The organism is Nonomuraea sp. NEAU-A123 (assembly GCF_018603905.1).
In the GTDB taxonomy this organism is placed as follows: domain Bacteria; phylum Actinomycetota; class Actinomycetes; order Streptosporangiales; family Streptosporangiaceae; genus Nonomuraea.
This window is the reverse complement of the sequence record NZ_JAHFZZ010000001.1, coordinates 637,255-652,414: the sequence shown is the minus strand read 5'-3', so window position 1 is coordinate 652,414 and position 15,160 is coordinate 637,255. Positions and strand designations below refer to the sequence as shown.

General features: G+C 67.2%; 13 protein-coding genes. 9 read left to right on the top strand and 4 right to left on the bottom strand.

Annotated features, from left to right (window positions below):
• The first annotated feature begins 100 nt into the window (after positions 1–100).
• Positions 101–1,555 (top strand): NAD(P)/FAD-dependent oxidoreductase, encoded by a 1,455-nt coding sequence (locus KLK06_RS03030; protein ID WP_214633691.1) that lies wholly within the window; start codon positions 101–103, stop codon positions 1,553–1,555.
• Here KLK06_RS03030 and ggt read toward each other — a convergent pair.
• A complete protein-coding gene (gene ggt / locus KLK06_RS03025; RefSeq protein ID WP_214633690.1) occupies positions 1,552–3,282 on the bottom strand; it encodes a gamma-glutamyltransferase in 1,731 nt (576 codons plus the stop codon). The genes KLK06_RS03030 and ggt overlap by 4 nt on opposite strands.
• Before the next feature lie 94 nt (positions 3,283–3,376).
• Between ggt and KLK06_RS03020 the strand changes: the two genes are divergently transcribed.
• From KLK06_RS03020 to KLK06_RS03005, 4 genes are all read left to right on the top strand, one after another.
• Entirely contained in the window at positions 3,377–4,489 is a 1,113-nt protein-coding gene (locus tag KLK06_RS03020) for a sensor histidine kinase (protein WP_214633689.1), read from the top strand.
• Entirely contained in the window at positions 4,486–5,133 is a 648-nt protein-coding gene (locus KLK06_RS03015; protein ID WP_214633688.1) for a response regulator transcription factor, read from the top strand. The genes KLK06_RS03020 and KLK06_RS03015 overlap by 4 nt, the downstream gene beginning before the upstream one ends.
• Before the next feature lie 227 nt (positions 5,134–5,360).
• Positions 5,361–5,999: an HD domain-containing protein gene (locus KLK06_RS03010; protein ID WP_214633687.1), complete on the top strand. Its 639-nt coding sequence runs from the start codon at positions 5,361–5,363 to the stop codon at positions 5,997–5,999.
• Positions 6,000–6,684: 685 nt separating this feature from the next.
• Positions 6,685–7,695 (top strand): WD40 repeat domain-containing protein, encoded by a 1,011-nt coding sequence (locus KLK06_RS03005; RefSeq protein ID WP_214633686.1) that lies wholly within the window; start codon positions 6,685–6,687, stop codon positions 7,693–7,695.
• 244 nt (positions 7,696–7,939) lie between these two features.
• Here the strand turns inward: KLK06_RS03005 and KLK06_RS03000 are convergent, their stop codons facing one another.
• Positions 7,940–8,794, bottom strand: a complete 855-nt coding sequence (locus KLK06_RS03000) for a hypothetical protein (RefSeq protein WP_214633685.1) — start codon at positions 8,792–8,794, stop codon at positions 7,940–7,942.
• Positions 8,795–9,027: 233 nt separating this feature from the next.
• Between KLK06_RS03000 and KLK06_RS02995 the strand changes: the two genes are divergently transcribed.
• The 4 genes from KLK06_RS02995 to KLK06_RS02980 all read left to right on the top strand — a co-directional run bounded on the left by KLK06_RS02995 (position 9,028) and on the right by KLK06_RS02980 (position 13,445).
• Positions 9,028–9,561 (top strand): type II toxin-antitoxin system RelE/ParE family toxin, encoded by a 534-nt coding sequence (locus tag KLK06_RS02995; RefSeq protein ID WP_214633684.1) that lies wholly within the window; start codon positions 9,028–9,030, stop codon positions 9,559–9,561.
• A gap of 331 nt (positions 9,562–9,892) precedes the next feature.
• Positions 9,893–11,986: a fibronectin type III domain-containing protein gene (locus KLK06_RS59480; RefSeq protein WP_250904761.1), complete on the top strand. Its 2,094-nt coding sequence runs from the start codon at positions 9,893–9,895 to the stop codon at positions 11,984–11,986.
• Between the two features lie 105 nt (positions 11,987–12,091).
• Positions 12,092–13,000 (top strand): N-acyl homoserine lactonase family protein, encoded by a 909-nt coding sequence (locus tag KLK06_RS02985; RefSeq protein ID WP_214633683.1) that lies wholly within the window; start codon positions 12,092–12,094, stop codon positions 12,998–13,000.
• A complete protein-coding gene (locus KLK06_RS02980) occupies positions 12,987–13,445 on the top strand; it encodes a MarR family winged helix-turn-helix transcriptional regulator (protein WP_214633682.1) in 459 nt (152 codons plus the stop codon). Before KLK06_RS02985 ends, KLK06_RS02980 begins: the two co-directional genes overlap by 14 nt.
• A 23-nt stretch (positions 13,446–13,468) precedes the next feature.
• Here KLK06_RS02980 and KLK06_RS02975 read toward each other — a convergent pair whose 3' ends face one another.
• Both KLK06_RS02975 and KLK06_RS02970 read right to left on the bottom strand, forming a co-directional pair.
• Positions 13,469–13,612: a hypothetical protein gene (locus KLK06_RS02975; RefSeq protein WP_214633681.1), complete on the bottom strand. Its 144-nt coding sequence runs from the start codon at positions 13,610–13,612 to the stop codon at positions 13,469–13,471.
• On the bottom strand, positions 13,609–15,144 hold the full coding sequence (locus KLK06_RS02970; protein WP_214633680.1) for an FAD-dependent monooxygenase: 1,536 nt from the start codon (positions 15,142–15,144) through the stop codon (positions 13,609–13,611). The genes KLK06_RS02975 and KLK06_RS02970 overlap by 4 nt, the downstream gene beginning before the upstream one ends.
• Positions 15,145–15,160: the final 16 nt, after the last annotated feature.

The following is a 15,160-nucleotide window of genomic DNA, read 5'->3' as shown; positions in this document are numbered from 1 at the left end:
CGGATAACATACCGACCAGTCGGTGTGATACGGGTCACTCTGGACGGACCTCCAAATCTCTCACTACATTGGACATTGCGTCTAATAATGCGGAGGAGCAGTGGACGAGCCAGGGATAGTGATCATCGGCGCCGGGTTCGCCGGGATCGGCATGGCGATCAAGCTCAAGGCCGCCGGACACCACGACTTCGTCATCCTGGAGAAGGCCGCCGACCTGGGCGGCACCTGGCGCGACAACACCTATCCCGGCTGCGCGTGCGACGTGCCCTCGCCCATGTACTCCTACTCGTTCGACCTCAATCCCGGCTGGTCGCGGCTGTTCTCCCCACAGGAGGAGATCTGGGACTACATGCGGGCGTGTGGCGAGAAGTACGGCGTCACCCCGCACATCCGGTACGGCAAGCAGGTCGCCTCGCTCGAGTACGACGACATCGACCGCCGGTGGACGGTGACCACGGACGACGGCGAGACCCTGCGCACGAATGCCGTCGTGTCGGGCATCGGCGCCCTGCACATCCCATCGTTCCCCGAAATTTCGGGACGTGAGGCTTTTGCCGGGCCGGCCTTCCACTCCGCCGAGTGGGACCACTCGGTCGACCTGACCGGCAAGCGCGTCGCGGTCATCGGCACCGGAGCCTCGGCCATCCAGTTCGTGCCGCGGATCGCGGAGCGCGTGGCGCGGCTCACCGTGTTCCAGCGCACCCCGCCCTGGATCCACCCCAAGCCGGACGTCGCCTTCTCGCCCCGGACGCGGCGGCTGATGAAGCTGCCGGGCGCCGCCAGGGCGGTACGCACCGCCCTCTACTGGCTGCTGGAGACCAGGGCGCTGGGCTTCACCATCGACCCGAGGCTGATGAAGGCGCACGAGAAGCTGGCGCTCAAGCACCTGGAGAGCCAGATCCCCGACCCGGAGCTGCGCAGGAGGCTGACGCCCGACTACACGATCGGCTGCAAGCGCACCCTGCTGTCCAGCGACTACTATCCGGCGCTGACCCGGCCGAACGTCGCGCTGGTCACCGACGACGTCACCGAGATCAGGGAGCACTCGATCGTCGACGCCGCCGGGGTGGAGCACGAGGTCGACGTGATCATCTACGGCACCGGGTTCAAGGTGACCGAGGCGCTCCAGCGGCAGCGGATCGTCGGCCGCGACGGGCTCAAGATCCAGGACGCCTGGCAGGACGGCATCGAGACCTACTACGGCATCTCCACCGCCGGATTCCCGAACCTGTTCTTCCTCCTCGGCCCGAACACCGGCCTCGGCCACAACTCGGTCGTCTTCATGATCGAGTCACAGGTGCGGTACGTCATGGACTGCCTCCGGCTGCTCTCCAAGACCCGGGCCAGGGCCATCGACGTCAAGCCGGGACGGCAGCGGGAGTTCAACCGGCGGCTGCGGGAACGGCTCGACCCGCTGGTGTGGAACGCGGGCGGCTGCACGTCCTGGTACCTGGACGAGCACGGCGTGAACCGGACGATCTGGCCGGGCTTCACCTTCGAGTACTGGGCGCGTACCCGCAAGATGAAGCCCGGCGCGTACGAACTGATCTACTAGCCGGGCCGCACCACCAGAGCGCTGCCGCCACCCCTCCTGACCGGCTCGGCGACCGCCTGCACCTTGCCCCGGCCCAGGAACTCCAGCGCGGTGGCCGCGCCGATCTCCGTGGTCAGCGCGAGCTTGTGCCCGCGCGCCTCGAGTTCGGCCCGGTACTTGTCGAGGAACGCCTGCTCGGCCAGCGTCTGCTCGGTGTTGCGCTGCGTGGCCCGCGGCGCGGCGACCGCCTCGGGCAGGTTCATCCCGAACTCGTAGCGGTTGACCAGGATCTGCAGCACGGTCGTGATGATCGTCGAGCCGCCCGGCGACCCGGCCGCCAGCACCGGCCTGCCGTGGTCGAACACCAGCGTGGGCGCCATCGACGAGCGCGGGCGCTTGCCGGGGGCCGGCAGGTTCGGGTCGCCGGGGGCGGGACCGAAGGTGAAGTCCGTGAGCTCGTTGTTGAGCAGCACTCCGCGCCCCGGGACCACGATGCCGTTGCCGCCGGTCGACTCGATCGTCAGGTTGTAGGCGACGACGTTGCCCCACCGGTCGGTGATGGTCATGTGGGTCGTCTCGGGGCCTTCGTCGGTGGTCGCCGTGGCCGTGCCCGCCGGGGTGGCGCACGCCTCATAGCCGCCGTCGGGATTGCCGGGCGGGGCCGGGTGGGCCATCGCCTTCTCGCCGATCAGGCAGGCGCGCTCCTTGGCGAAGCCGTCGGACAGCAGCTCCTTCAGCGGTACGTTCGGGATGTCGCCGACGTACTTGTTGCGGTCGGCGAAGGCCAGGCGGGACGCCTCCAGATACTCGTGCAGGCCCACGCTCGGCAGGGACTCCAGGATGTTGAGCGCCTCCCCCACGGTCGAACCGCCGGAGGACGGGGGGGCCATGCCGTACACCTGCATGCCGTTGTAGTCCACGCGCGTGGGCTCGCGCTGGAGCACGCGGTAGGCGCGCAGGTCGGACAGCTCCATCAGACCCGGCCGTACGTTGCGGGTGGCGCCGGGGGTGACGGGCGGCTGCTTGACCGTGGCGACGACCTCCCTGCCGAGCTGCCCGTCGTACAACCAGTCGATTCCGCGTTTGCCCAGCTCGCGGTAGGTGGCGGCGAGCTCGGGGTTCTTGAAGACGGAGCCGACGGGCGGCGGCGCGCCGTTGGGCAGATAGAGCTTGGCGGTGGAGGTGATGTCCTTGAAGCGGGCGGCGTTCGCGGCGGTCTGGTCGTAGAAGGTCTGGTCGACGACGAAGCCCTTGGACGCCACCTCGATGGCCGGCTGGAGCGCCTGCTTCAGCGAGAGCGTGCCGTACCTGCGCAGGGCCAGGTCCCACTGCGCGAGCGTGCCGGGGATGCCGGCCGACAGGCCGCTGGTGACGCCCTCGTCGAACGGGATGCCTTCCAGCGTGGTGGCGGTCATGGCCTGCGGGGCGGTCTCGCGGCCGTCCAGCGTGACCACCTTTCGGCTGTGGGCGTCGTAGTAGACCATGAAGCCGCCGCCGGCCAGGCCCGCGGAGTAGGGCTCGGTCACGCCGAGCACCGCACCCGCGGCGACGGCCGCGTCGATGGCGTTGCCGCCCTGCTTGAGTACGGCGATGGCGGCCTTGCTGGCGTCGAAGTCCACCGTGGCGGCCGCGCCGCCGTACCCCTCGGCGACCGGGGCCTTCTGTGGCGGCGTGGGTGTGGCAGCCAGCGCTGGGGTGGACACCAGCGAGAGGAGGACTGCTGCTGCGGGAACGATCACTCGGCGCATGTGTTCCACGATGGACCAGGTACGCCCATCGCGGTAGGGCCCCCTGCGGCTGGAGGATGATGCGCAGGTCAGGTAGGTGGCCTAGCGTTGGGGGGTGCGCAAGAAGCCCGGGAACGACGTCTACGTCGCGTTGATCGTCGCGGTGGTCCAGGTGGTGCTGTCGCAGGGGGCGGCCTGGGGGCAGCGAGATTTCAGGGAGCCGCTGGATTCGCTGGCGTACGTGTTGCTGCTGCTGGGGCCGGTGGCGATACTAGGCCGCCGGAAATTTCCCGTCTCCTCTACCGTTGTCACGCTTTTGGCGACATATGTGTATGTAGTGGGCGGTTATCCGTATGGGCCAATTTTTCTGGCGCCGGGGTTCATGCTCTGGTCGCTCGTCCTGGGCGGGCGGCGACTGATCGCGTGGATCTTCTCGGGAGTTACGCTCGCCGTTTTCCTGATTTATGCCTCATTGCAGGAAGGTCGAAATTCGTGGGTCTTCCACACGCTGGCGATCACCGCGTTCATCCTGCTGTTCATGGTGATCGCCGAGCTGTTCAGGATCCGCAGTGAGCGGCGCGCCGAGCACCAGCGGGTCGTCGAGGAGGAGTCCAGGCGGCAGGCCAGCGAGGAGCGGCTGACGATGGCGCAGGAGTTGCACGACGTACTCGCGCACAACATCTCGCTGATCCACGTTCAGGCGTCCACCGCCCTGCACCTCATGGACGACCAGCCCGAGCAGGCACGTACCGCCCTGACCACCATCAAGTCCGCCTCCAAGGAGGTTCTCGGCGAGATGCGCTCTGTCCTGAACGTCCTGCGCGAAGGCGCCCCCCGCTCCCCCACGGCCGGCCTCGACCGCCTCGACGAACTCGTGACCCGCTCCGGCCTGGACGTGACGCTCAAACACGTCGGCTCCCGGCCGCTACCGCCGCAACTCGAACGCGCCGCGTACCGGATCATCCAGGAAGCCCTCACGAACGCCGCCCGCCACGCGCCCGGCTCCCGGGTGACGGTCCGGCTCGAGTACGGCACGAGCGAGCTGGGCGTCCTGATCGCGGACACCGGCGCGACGAAACCGGCCGTACTGGCCGAAGCAGGCAGCGGCAACGGCATCCCCGGCATGCGCGAACGCGCCTCAGCCCTCGGCGGCACCCTGACCGCCGGCCCGGCCGGCAACGGCTTCCAGGTCGAGGCCAAACTGCCCTTCCCCGAGGAGACCTCGTGATCAAGCTCCTGCTCGCCGACGACCAAGCCTTGGTACGAGCAGGCTTCAAAGCCCTGCTCGACGCCCAGCCCGACATGACGGTCGTCGCGGAGGCCGCCGACGGCGCCGAAGCGGTGCGCCTCTCGCGCGAGCACGCGCCGGACGTGGTGCTCATGGACATCCGCATGCCCGGAACCGACGGCCTGGCCGCCACCCGTCAGATGCCACCGGGCCCGCGCGTCATCATCCTGACCACCTTCGAACTGGACGAGTACGTCTTCGAGGCCCTGCGCGGCGGCGCCAGCGGCTTCCTCGTCAAGGACACGGAACCGGCCGAACTCATCCAGGCGGTCCGCGTGGTCGCGGCCGGCGAAGCCCTCCTGTCCCCCAGCGTCACCCGCCGCCTGATCGCCGAGTACGCCACCCGCGCCAAAGAACCCTCCGCCACCAACCACCTGGACCAACTGACAGACCGCGAACGCGAGGTGCTGTCCCTGGTGGGCACCGGCAAGACGAACGACGAGATAGCCGCGAACCTCTTCATGTCTCCTGCGACGGCAAAAACCCACGTAAGCCGGGCAATGATGAAACTCCACGCCCGAGACCGCGCCCAACTCGTCGTCATCGCCTATGAATCCGGCCTGGTGAAACCCGGCTGGCTCTAACCCCCCAGCACAGCCTTCGCCTGGTCAGCGCTTCTCTCAATGGGGCCGCCCGCCTGCCGCACCGCACCTCACCGATCAAACGCGCCGACCCCGTATGGCAAGCATGATCACACCGCCGATTACTCATGATTGACTCTGATGTGCGGTGTGAAGGGTATCCATCCCTCGGATTGTCTGGCGCCTCCATGATCTTGGGGCGTCACGACCGTTTTTGATGGGAGCCGCCCATGTCCGAGACGATCGCCGGGGTCGTCATCCCTGACAGCCCGATCGCCGCCGAGGCGACCTCGCTCGTACGGGAGACGACGACCCCACTCCTTTTCCACCACTCGCGCCGGGTGTTCCTGTTCGGCAGCATGCAAGCCCGTGCCCTCGGGATCACACCCGATCCGGAGCTCCTCTACATCGCGGCGCTCTTCCATGACACGGGTCTCGTGTCGCCCTATCGGAGCGACGATCAGCGTTTCGAGCTCGACAGCGCCGATCAGGCGCGCGCGTTCCTCCGCTCCCACGGCTTCTCGGATGCCGATGCCGATCTCGTGTGGATGGCGATCGCCCTTCACACGACCCCCGAGGTCCCTTACAAGCTGGCCCCGGAGATCGCCGCGACGACCGCGGGTGTGGAGACCGACGTGCTCGGCATGCGCCTTGGGAACCTGAGCCGGGAGGAGATCGACTCCGTGACCGCCGTGCACCCGCGGCCCGACTTCAAGCGGCAGATTCTCCAGGCGTTCAAGGAGGGTTTCGAGCACCGCCCGGACACGACGTTCGGCACAGTGAACGCCGACGTGCTTGAGCATTTCGTCCCCGGGTTTCGGCACATCGACTTCGTCGAGGTCATCGAGAACTCTCCCTGGCCTGAGTGATCCCCGAGGATGTCGACCTCGGCCGGCCGGCCATCGTCGAAGTCCACGTTGGCGCCCGCCTGTGCGGAAGGCGGCGGTCATCGACAGGAGTTCGCCAAGCCTTACTCCCTTGCATACAGACGGCGAGTTCGCCCGGCCTTACTCTGCGCAATACAGGGGGGAGTATCCCTTCTCAGCAGCCTCGTCATCACGGTGTCGCCCCGCTCCACGGGGCCCCCGGGGCTGCTGGTCCGCACCTGAACCGGGCGGGAGAGACCTCTGGCAAGCTTTGCGCTGCCAGGAGGCCGTCATTGCTCGACTTCTTCAAGACCGTGGGCTTAAGCGCCTCGGTACTGCCACTCGCCTTGGCGATCATCGTTATAGCAGCAGGCTTGACCGCCCTATGGGCCCCCTCCGCCAAGCGCCAGAACCGCGCCGTCCAGGTACTGCGGATCGTCCTGCGCGCCCCCGACAGGCGGGCGCGAGATGGACAACACCGCACACCGCCACCAGGCCCCGAAGCAATCTCGGATGAGGGCTCCAAGCCCGAACGTGCGCCGTAAAGCCGCACCTGAAAGCGCTCACCTCACCAAGAGCGATGACGGCACCGCGAGCGGTCGTTGCGACACCCTTCGCTCGGCCATAGATAGCCCTGAATATTGATCTTCCGGTCGCTATGGGGCCGATGGGTAATACGATCTTCCGCATGTCTGCCGAACGACTGCTCCAAAGCGGCGTACTCCCCTCCGGAAGAGGCCCCGTCAACGATCTTGCGGTGGTCGAGGTGGACGGGCGCGCATTGGTGGTGTGCGCGGACTCCCGGAACGACGTGTGGACCTGGGACGTGCGCGAGGACGAGTGGACCGCGCGCGCACTGGAGGATCTTAGGGAGTACGACGACGAGGGAGCAGACGAAGAGGAAGACGAAGACGACGCGATCGCCCCTCACCTCTACCCCGACTTCATGTTCGTGGGTGCGGAGGCCGTCGGCGGCCGGGTGGTGCTGGCCACGGGCGGCCACCACCAGGGCCCGGCGCTGTGGGACTTGATGAGCGGCGAGCTGATCAGCGGTGTCATCTTGAGCCATGGCGGCGTCCATGCCCTGGACACGACCGTTCTGGGCGGGCGTCTGGCCCTCATCGCGGGCAGTTCCGCTCCCGACCATTTCGAGTGGGATCCGTCGTCCCCGGAGTGGATCGATGAGCGGTGCCGGGAGCTCCCCGGGCACTCGGACGACATGGGGGACATCGCGGTCGCACGGGTAGGCGAGCGGGTGCTCGTGGCATCGGTGTGCGGCGAGGAGGTGCTGGTGACGGACCTGGAGCGCGGCGAGCGGCTGCACACGATGGTCGGTGCGGGGCTGTTCCGCGCGGTCGCACTGTCGGAGACCATCGTGGCGGCGGCGAACGACGGCGGTGTTCTCTGGCGCTGGAGCCTGGCCGACGCCAGACCCATCGGGGACCCGATCAACGCGCACGAGACCGAGATCCTGGCCATGGACGCCACGGTGACTGGAGGTCGGGCGCTGGCGGTGACCGGCGACGATCACGGGACGGCGCGAATTTGGGACCTCATCCCCGGCGTCCAGCTTGGAGGGTCCCTGACCGGCCACGAGGGCAGAATCACCGCGGTGACCATGACGGAGATCCAAGAACGCCCGGTCGTCCTGACCGCCGGCCAGGACGGTGTGGTCCGCGTGTGGGATCTCGCATTTTGATCAGGGTCTGGGAGGGCTCCGCCTCTGCCCCTTTCTGACGTACTTGGTCTGCGACCCTCGAAAGCCAAAAGTTCAGGCGAACCCAAGGGTCTCCACGATCTGCGGACGGTTCTGATCCTTGAGTTCGCGGGAACTCGCCAGGATCTTGTTCGCCGGCCGCGGTCGCCAGAAGCGCTCTGGCGTACTGCGGTCTCGAGATTGTGGCGAATATCGCCCCAGGCGCAGCAGGCCAGGGCCGTAATCCTCACAGAGGTCCGTCCGCCATCTGGGCGCCGTTGACGCCGTAATGGAGGGTCTTGCCGTCATGGCGCGCCGGATGTCCGACGGGAAGGAGCGCGTCCTGTGACGCCATGTCCCTCTTCGCATGCCACTCCTCAGCGACCTGGGCGAGTGATCTGCTGGATAGCCGGGCAGGCCGGTGCGTTGCGACCTGGATTCCGCGCTCGTACTGGAAGGCCACCGGCTTGCTGATCTCCCAGGCGCAGGTGTCGAAGCCCCAGAGCTGTTCGAGGTCGCGCAGCACGACCCATCGGGTGACCGTGTCGCCGTTGTTGGTCACCAGCAGTTCAACCCGCAGGACGAAGTAGTCGAAGCGGTGAGATCGAGCTTCGTCAAGGTCTCCGGCCTCGGTGACGGCCGAGCGGCCATCGCCCGCGATGCTCTGATTCTCACGTAGGAGAGCCAGCCCGCCGGCGGCGGCGCTCGAATGGGGATCGAGCTGGAGCGCCCTTTCGTACAGGCCGCACGCCTCGACGCTCCGCCGCTTCCTTGCTTCATCCCACCGTTTCGAGTGACGCGTCTCCAAGGCCATGTCCCAGAGTTGTCGGCACTGAATCGACAGCAGGGTCGCCAAGAGGAGAGTCGCTTCAACGTCCTGCGGCCGTGCCGCCGCCGCTTGCCGCAGCCACTTCTCCGCTCCCGGCACGTAGCCATAGCCGTCGGTCTGCGTTTCCGACCATGACACCTGCAGCAGCATGTGCCCCAGTTCTCGTGCCGCCTCCGGGTCTTTCGCCGCATCCGTACGCAGCGTCTCCAGCACCTCGCGGGACGGATGCTTGGCAGCGATCAACCGTCGAACGCGCTCGGGCCAGTTCGTCATGAAGCGGGAGTCTCCCATGCGCCGCCGACAAATCCGCGCCAGCCGCATCACTGGCGGGGCCGACTCTCGCCTTTCCTGGATTCCCAGAGTTCATGCGAACCGAAGATTTATCGGACTGAACCGATGGGTCTTCACGACCTATGGGCAGTTTCGGCCCTTGGGTTCGCTGGTCTCGCTCGATGAGGTGATCGCCGCCTTCGGTCACACCCGCGAGTCGCTGGCCGCGATGCCAGATGACTGATGTCGTCTTTACGGCTCCGGCAGTGGACGATCTCCGGCGGATCGGCCCCGACGCCGCGCCAAAGGTCCTCAAGAAGATCCTTCTTCTGCTCGACAACCCCGAGGCCGGTTATCCCCTGGGCGGGGAGTTGACCGGCTCTCGAAAGCTTGTGGTCGGGCGCAACCCCTGGCGGGTTGTCTACCGCATCACCGCGGACACGTCGGTTGAGATCTGCGAGGTTTGGGCTGTCGGCGAAAGGGCCGACGCGGAGGTCTATGCGGAGGCGACTGCCAGGGTCCGGTCGGCGGGCGATGATCGCCCCGAAGTCGTTCAGCTCGGGCAGGTCATCGAGCACCTGCGAACTCTGGCCAACCTCATCCATATCGATGAACCGCCACCCCGGGAACCCGTTCCGGAATGGCTTGCCCATCGGTTGATCTACACCGCCGGCCTGTCCCGAGAGAAGGTGGCTGCTCTCGACCTGGAAGAGGCGGTCGATCTGTGGGCCGAGTTCTACGCTAGACCCGTCTCCCCAGAGCCCCTCTGATCGATCGGATACGGGGGGCGGATCGTACCGCCAGACTGAAGCGAAAGTTTCGGAATGACAGGCTTGACCGAAGAGGACCTGCCTCGTTTTCAGCTAGTTTCCGAAAGTTTTGACATCCGACACAAGAATATCTCCAGTTCAACGGAATGGCACTGAGCCAATCACCGAAACATTTCGGCATCTGCGTTGACATGTTTCGGGAGGATTCCCAGACTCATCGCCAACACCCCACGCGGAAGGGAGAGCCCTAGTGATCATCAGCTTGGCCCGCTCAAAGATCCGTTCACGGGTCGTGGCGCTGACGGTAGCGGTGGCGCTCTCAGTCGCTGGAATGGTAGCGGCACCATCCACCGTGGCCGCCGCGGCTGGTGGAGTTGAAGACGAGGGCGCCGACTGCGCAGTGGCCGGCCTGCCCGACGAAGGATCCTTACCTACCAACTCCAAGCTTCCCGATCCCTTCAAGAAGCTGGACGGTACGCGCATCTCCGCCAAGTCCGAATGGCGGTGCCGACGGGAAGAGATCAAGAAGCTGGCGGAGAGGTTCGTCTACGGCGAGAAGCCCGGAAAGCCGTCGAGTGTCACGGGAACGGTCTCGAGAACCAGCATCACCGTGAACGTGAACCACAACGGCAGAAACTCCAGCTTCTCAGCGAGCGTCTCACTGCCCAGTGGTTCCGGGCCTTTCCCGGCCGTCGTCGTCGTGGGAGGATTCGGCGCGGACACGGCCGCCATCAGCGCCGCCGGTGCCGCCGTCATCAATTACGACCCCTACGCGGTCGGGCGAGAGGGCACGCCACGCAATAACAAGCAAGGCGCGTTCTACAGCATCTACGGCTCTTCGAGCAGCACCGGGCTGCTACTCGCCTGGGCCTGGGGGGTGAGCCGGATCATCGACGTCATTGAGCAGTCGGACGGCAGCATTCTCAAGGCGGATGCGACCGGCGTCACGGGATGCTCGCGGTTCGGAAAGGGCGCCTTCGTGATCGGCGCGTTCGACCAGCGCATCGCTTTGACCATGCCGATCGAGTCGGGTAGCGCCGGTGTTCCCATCTTCCGCGGGATCCCCGGGGAAGGCGCCCAGAGTCTGAGCAGCGCCTATGGAGAGCAGCCGTGGCTGGGCGACGCGTTCGGCTCCTTCACCGGCAATCCGAACAGGCTGCCGGTGGACACGCATGAAATGGTGGCCATGGTCGCGCCACGAGGACTATTCATCATGGATAATCCGCACATTACTAATCTGGGTCCTAAGTCTGCGAGCGTCGCGGCCTTGGGTGGCGCGGAGGTCTACAAGGCGCTCGGTGCGGGAGACAACATCACCTATTGGTCCGACATTCAGGACGGCAACCACTGCGCCAACAGACCTGAATGGAGGACCCCGTTGCAGCAGAACATCCAGAAGTTCTTACTGAAGACGGGCAATGCTCCTGGCACGATCAGAATCTCGGCCAAGGCGCTTGGCAATTTGTCTGAGTGGAGAGACTGGCAGACTCCGACCCTCAACGATTCCAGCGACACCACCCCGCCGAGCACACCGGGCACCCCGGCCGCGTCCAACGTGACCGCCACCAGCGCCACGCTGACCTGGGCCGCCTCCACCGACCAGGGCGGTTCCGGCCTGGCCGGCTACAACGTCTACCGCGAGCAGGGCGCCACCGACCCGCAACTCGGCCAGTCCACCACCAACTCGATCACCCTCACCGGACTGACCGCGAACACCCAGTACCAGGTGTACGTGCGGGCGCGTGACGGCGCGGGCAACCTGTCCGGCAACTCGCAGTTGGTCACGTTCACCACGACCACCGGCGGTGACGACACCTCCCCGCCCACGACCCCGGCCGGCCTGGCGGCCTCGGGAACCACGTCCACAGGCACGAACCTGAGCTGGACGGCCTCGATCGACGACAACGGCGTCGCCGGCTACGACATCCTGCGCGCGCCCGGCGCGAGCGGCGGCACGTTCACCCAGGTGGGCACCTCGACCACAACCGCGTTCAGCGACACGGGCCTGACCCCGAGCACCACGTACCGCTACCAGGTCAGGGCACGGGACGCCGCGGGCAACACCTCGCCCGTCTCGAACACCTCGCAGGTCACCACCCAGCCCGGCCCGTCCACCGGAACCTGCACGGCAGTTCCGACCGTGCAGACCCAATGGGACACCGGGTACGTCATCCAGCCCCTGACCATCACCAACACCGGCACCTCGACGATCACCGGATGGACGGCCACCTTCACGCTGCCGGCCGGGCACACGCTGACCGGCTCGTGGAACGGCACCGTCACCGTCAGCGGGCAGACCGTGACGATCAGGAACGTCGGCCACAACGGCACCCTCGCCCCCGGAGCCGCCACCGCCAGCATCGGCTTCCAGGCGACCCGCCCGAACGGCAACACCGCCCTCCCGTCCGGCTACACCTGCGCCTGACAGCCGGCACTCCCCGGCCCGCCCACCCCTGGCGGGCCGGGGCCCCAGCGCCTCAGATCCCGGTAGATAGTTGACACGACATACATGTCGTGTAATCTAATCTCCATGAGAAACGGTGCGACGAGCACGATCAAGCAGGTGTCGGTGGTCAGCACGGGAAGGGTGTCTATCCACCCCGAGCACGTGGGGCCTACCCGCAAGCCGATGTACTGGTGGCTGTTCACCTCGCGCAGGTGGACCCCGCCGCTGCCGATCAACGTCTATGTGATCGAGCGCGGCGACGGGCTGGTGCTGTTCGACACCGGTCAGGACCGCGCGTCGGTTACCGACCCCGGCTACTTTCCCGGCGGCATCACCGGTGTGATGTACGACAGGCTGGCACGCTTCGACATCGGCCCCGCCGACACCCTCAGGGGCCGGCTGGCCACCATCGGCTACGACATCGCCGACGTGCACACGGCCGTGCTCTCCCACCTGCACCAGGATCACATCGGGGGGCTGCGCGAGCTCACCCATGCCGAGATCGTGGTCAGCGGCGAGGAATGGCGGTCCTTCCAGGAGCCCCTGCCCGAACTACGCGGGCTCCTGCGATCCCACATCGACCTTCCCGGGCTGCGCTGGCGCCATGTCGATCCCGGCCCCATCGACGACCCTCGGCTCGCGCCCTTCACGACCGGCCACGACCTGTTCGGCGACGGTGACCTTGTCCTGCTACCCACCCCCGGCCACACTCCCGGGTCGCTGTCACTGCTGGTCCGCGGTGCCGTACATCCGCCGCTGCTCATGGTCGGCGACCTGACGTACGACGCTCGCCTACTGCAGGAGGGCCTCGTCCCGGGAGTCGGGGAGAGACGGCAACTGAACGACACCACCAAGGCGATCAATACACTGCGGGAGCAGAACCCGGGTCTGGTGATACTGCCGGCGCACGATCCTGGAGCGGCCGCACGTCTGGCTGCCGTGAGCGGGGGCTTCGCCGGGAAACAGGAGGTGCGTTCGCGTGCGACCGGCTGAAGAACTCCGATACCTGATCCTGGCCGCCCAGCGAGAAGGCAACCGGCTGCTCGCCCAAGCCCTGCGCCCGCTCGGCATCACCCCCTCTCAGGCCGAAGTGATCCGCATCCTGCAGGATCGCCAGTCGCTCACCCTCAACGGTCTCGGCGACCTGCTGGTCTGCGAGAGCGGCAACAGCCCCAGTCGCCTGGTCGATCGGCTGACGTCTGTGGGCCTCGTCGACCGCCAGGTGTCGGCGCACGACCGCCGCCACATCGAGCTGTCCCTCACCGAAGAGGGCCTGCGCCTCTCCCAGCAGATCATCGAGATCGAGGACGACCTCTATCGATCCATCGACGCCGCGGCCGAAGGCCACGACCTCGCTGCGATCACCGCGTTTCTCCGAGCCTTCGTCGCCGGCCGACCCGCCGGCGAGGCCCTGGCTCGCCGCATCACCGCTGGATAGGGAGCTCTTCCATCAGCCGCGCGTCAGGGGGCGGTCAGGGTGAGGAACGGGATGGTGGCCCGGATGGGGAGTTCCAGCTCGAGTTCGGACCTGTGCACCTGATGGAGCCGGTACTCCGAAGCGACGGCGTCGAGGTGGAACCAGGAGCTGGGAACTGCGTCGATCATAGCTCGACAGGGCGCTCGCTCATCCTGTCCGTCGTTCGTTCACCTCGTGGTGCGCCGAACCAGCGGCGCAGGGCGGCGTCGAGGCCGCTCGCGTCGGGCTTCTCCGCGGTGGCGGCCCAGGCCACGTGACCGTCAGGGCGGATCAGCGCGCAGGCGTACCCCGCGTCAGTGTCCAGTGCGTGTGCGCGCACGATGTCGATCCGGTCCGTCCAGTCGTCCGCCACCGCCCACGGTCCAGGAGCGAGTGCGAGCAGCACGCCCCGGGCCCGGTGCAGCAACCGCATGGTGTCGGTCCGCTCGCCCTCGACGGTCAGTGGCCGGTACGGCAGACGGCACCCGGTCAGCGGATGGTCACCCTCGCCGACGTCGTACCGGATGGCCGTACCGCCCACCTGGCCGGCCAGGAAGCGGTTGACGTGCTCGAAGGCCAGGAGCTCGCCCAGCAGTTCGCGTAGCGCGTCGATCTCGGGACCGCCCAGCATGAGCGCGAACTGCGCCTTGGCGTTCCGCAGCACCTGCCCGGCCACCGGGTGGCGTTCGCTGTGGTAGGTGTCCAGCAGCCCCGGCGGAGCCCAGCCGCCCAGCTCGGCCGCCAGCTTCCAGCCCAGGTTGACGGCGTCCTGCACGCCCAGGTTGAGCCCCTGACCGCCGGCGGGTAGCAGGGTGTGCGCGGCGTCGCCGGCCAGCAGGATCCGGCCCAGCCTGTACGCCGTGGCCTGGCGAGCGGTATTGCCGAAACGGCTGATCCACACGGGCCTGCCGGCGGCTAGATCGAACCCGGCGGCCCTGACGAACACCTGCTTGGCCTCCTCCCAGGTCGGGGTGCCGCGCCCCCCTCGGTACGGCGCGCCGTACTCATGGGCCACCACGCGTACCGTGTCGGCGGAGATCGGCAGAATGACCAGCAGCCCGTTCGGCCCCCGCTCGAACAGCGGCAACCGTCCGAAACGCGGGTCGCTCCGGTCGACCTCGACGAGATCGACCAGGACGAACTCCGCCCGGGTGTACTCACCGGGGAAGTCGATGCCCGCGCAGGTCCTGACCGCACTACGCGCGCCGTCGCAGCCCACCAGATAGTCGGCGTGGATGCGCCGACGTTCGCCTGCGGTGAGGACGTCGACCGTCACTGTGCCAGCGTCCTGTTCGACGCCGACGACCTCGTGTCCGCGGACCAGCTTGACGCCCAGTTCGTCCGCCCACTGGGCGAGTACCCGTTCGGTCGTCGCCTGGGCCAGCAGCATCTGACCGTGGCGGGTGTCGAGACGGGTGAAGTCGAGATCGACCATGTCGGCGGCCAGGTCGGCGTGCGGTAGCCGCAGGCCGGTGAATCGATCGGCGACGCCGCGCTGCTCCCAGACCTCCATGGTGCGCGGGAGTAGGCCGAACGCGCGAGAGTGCCGGCTGGGTTCGAGGGCACGTTCCACGACCAGGACGTCGATCCCGGCCAGGCGTAGCTCGGCGGCCAGCGTCAGACCGACCGGGCCGGCGCCCGCGACGATCACATCCGTATGTGAGCGGCTGTTGGTGGCCATGGGGCCATCTCCTCAA

Coding starts and splice junctions, on each gene's coding strand:
- KLK06_RS02970 (WP_214633680.1), bottom strand. CDS start 15,144: ATGGCCACCAACAGCCGCTCACATACGGATGTGATCGTCGCGGGCGCC.
- KLK06_RS03010 (WP_214633687.1), top strand. CDS start 5,361: ATGTCCGAGACGATCGCCGGGGTCGTCATCCCTGACAGCCCGATCGCC.
- KLK06_RS03000 (WP_214633685.1), bottom strand. CDS start 8,794: ATGACGAACTGGCCCGAGCGCGTTCGACGGTTGATCGCTGCCAAGCAT.
- KLK06_RS59480 (WP_250904761.1), top strand. CDS start 9,893: ATGGTAGCGGCACCATCCACCGTGGCCGCCGCGGCTGGTGGAGTTGAA.
- ggt (WP_214633690.1), bottom strand. CDS start 3,282: ATGCGCCGAGTGATCGTTCCCGCAGCAGCAGTCCTCCTCTCGCTGGTG.
- KLK06_RS02975 (WP_214633681.1), bottom strand. CDS start 13,612: ATGATCGACGCAGTTCCCAGCTCCTGGTTCCACCTCGACGCCGTCGCT.
- KLK06_RS02995 (WP_214633684.1), top strand. CDS start 9,028: ATGACTGATGTCGTCTTTACGGCTCCGGCAGTGGACGATCTCCGGCGG.
- KLK06_RS03005 (WP_214633686.1), top strand. CDS start 6,685: ATGTCTGCCGAACGACTGCTCCAAAGCGGCGTACTCCCCTCCGGAAGA.
- KLK06_RS02985 (WP_214633683.1), top strand. CDS start 12,092: ATGAGAAACGGTGCGACGAGCACGATCAAGCAGGTGTCGGTGGTCAGC.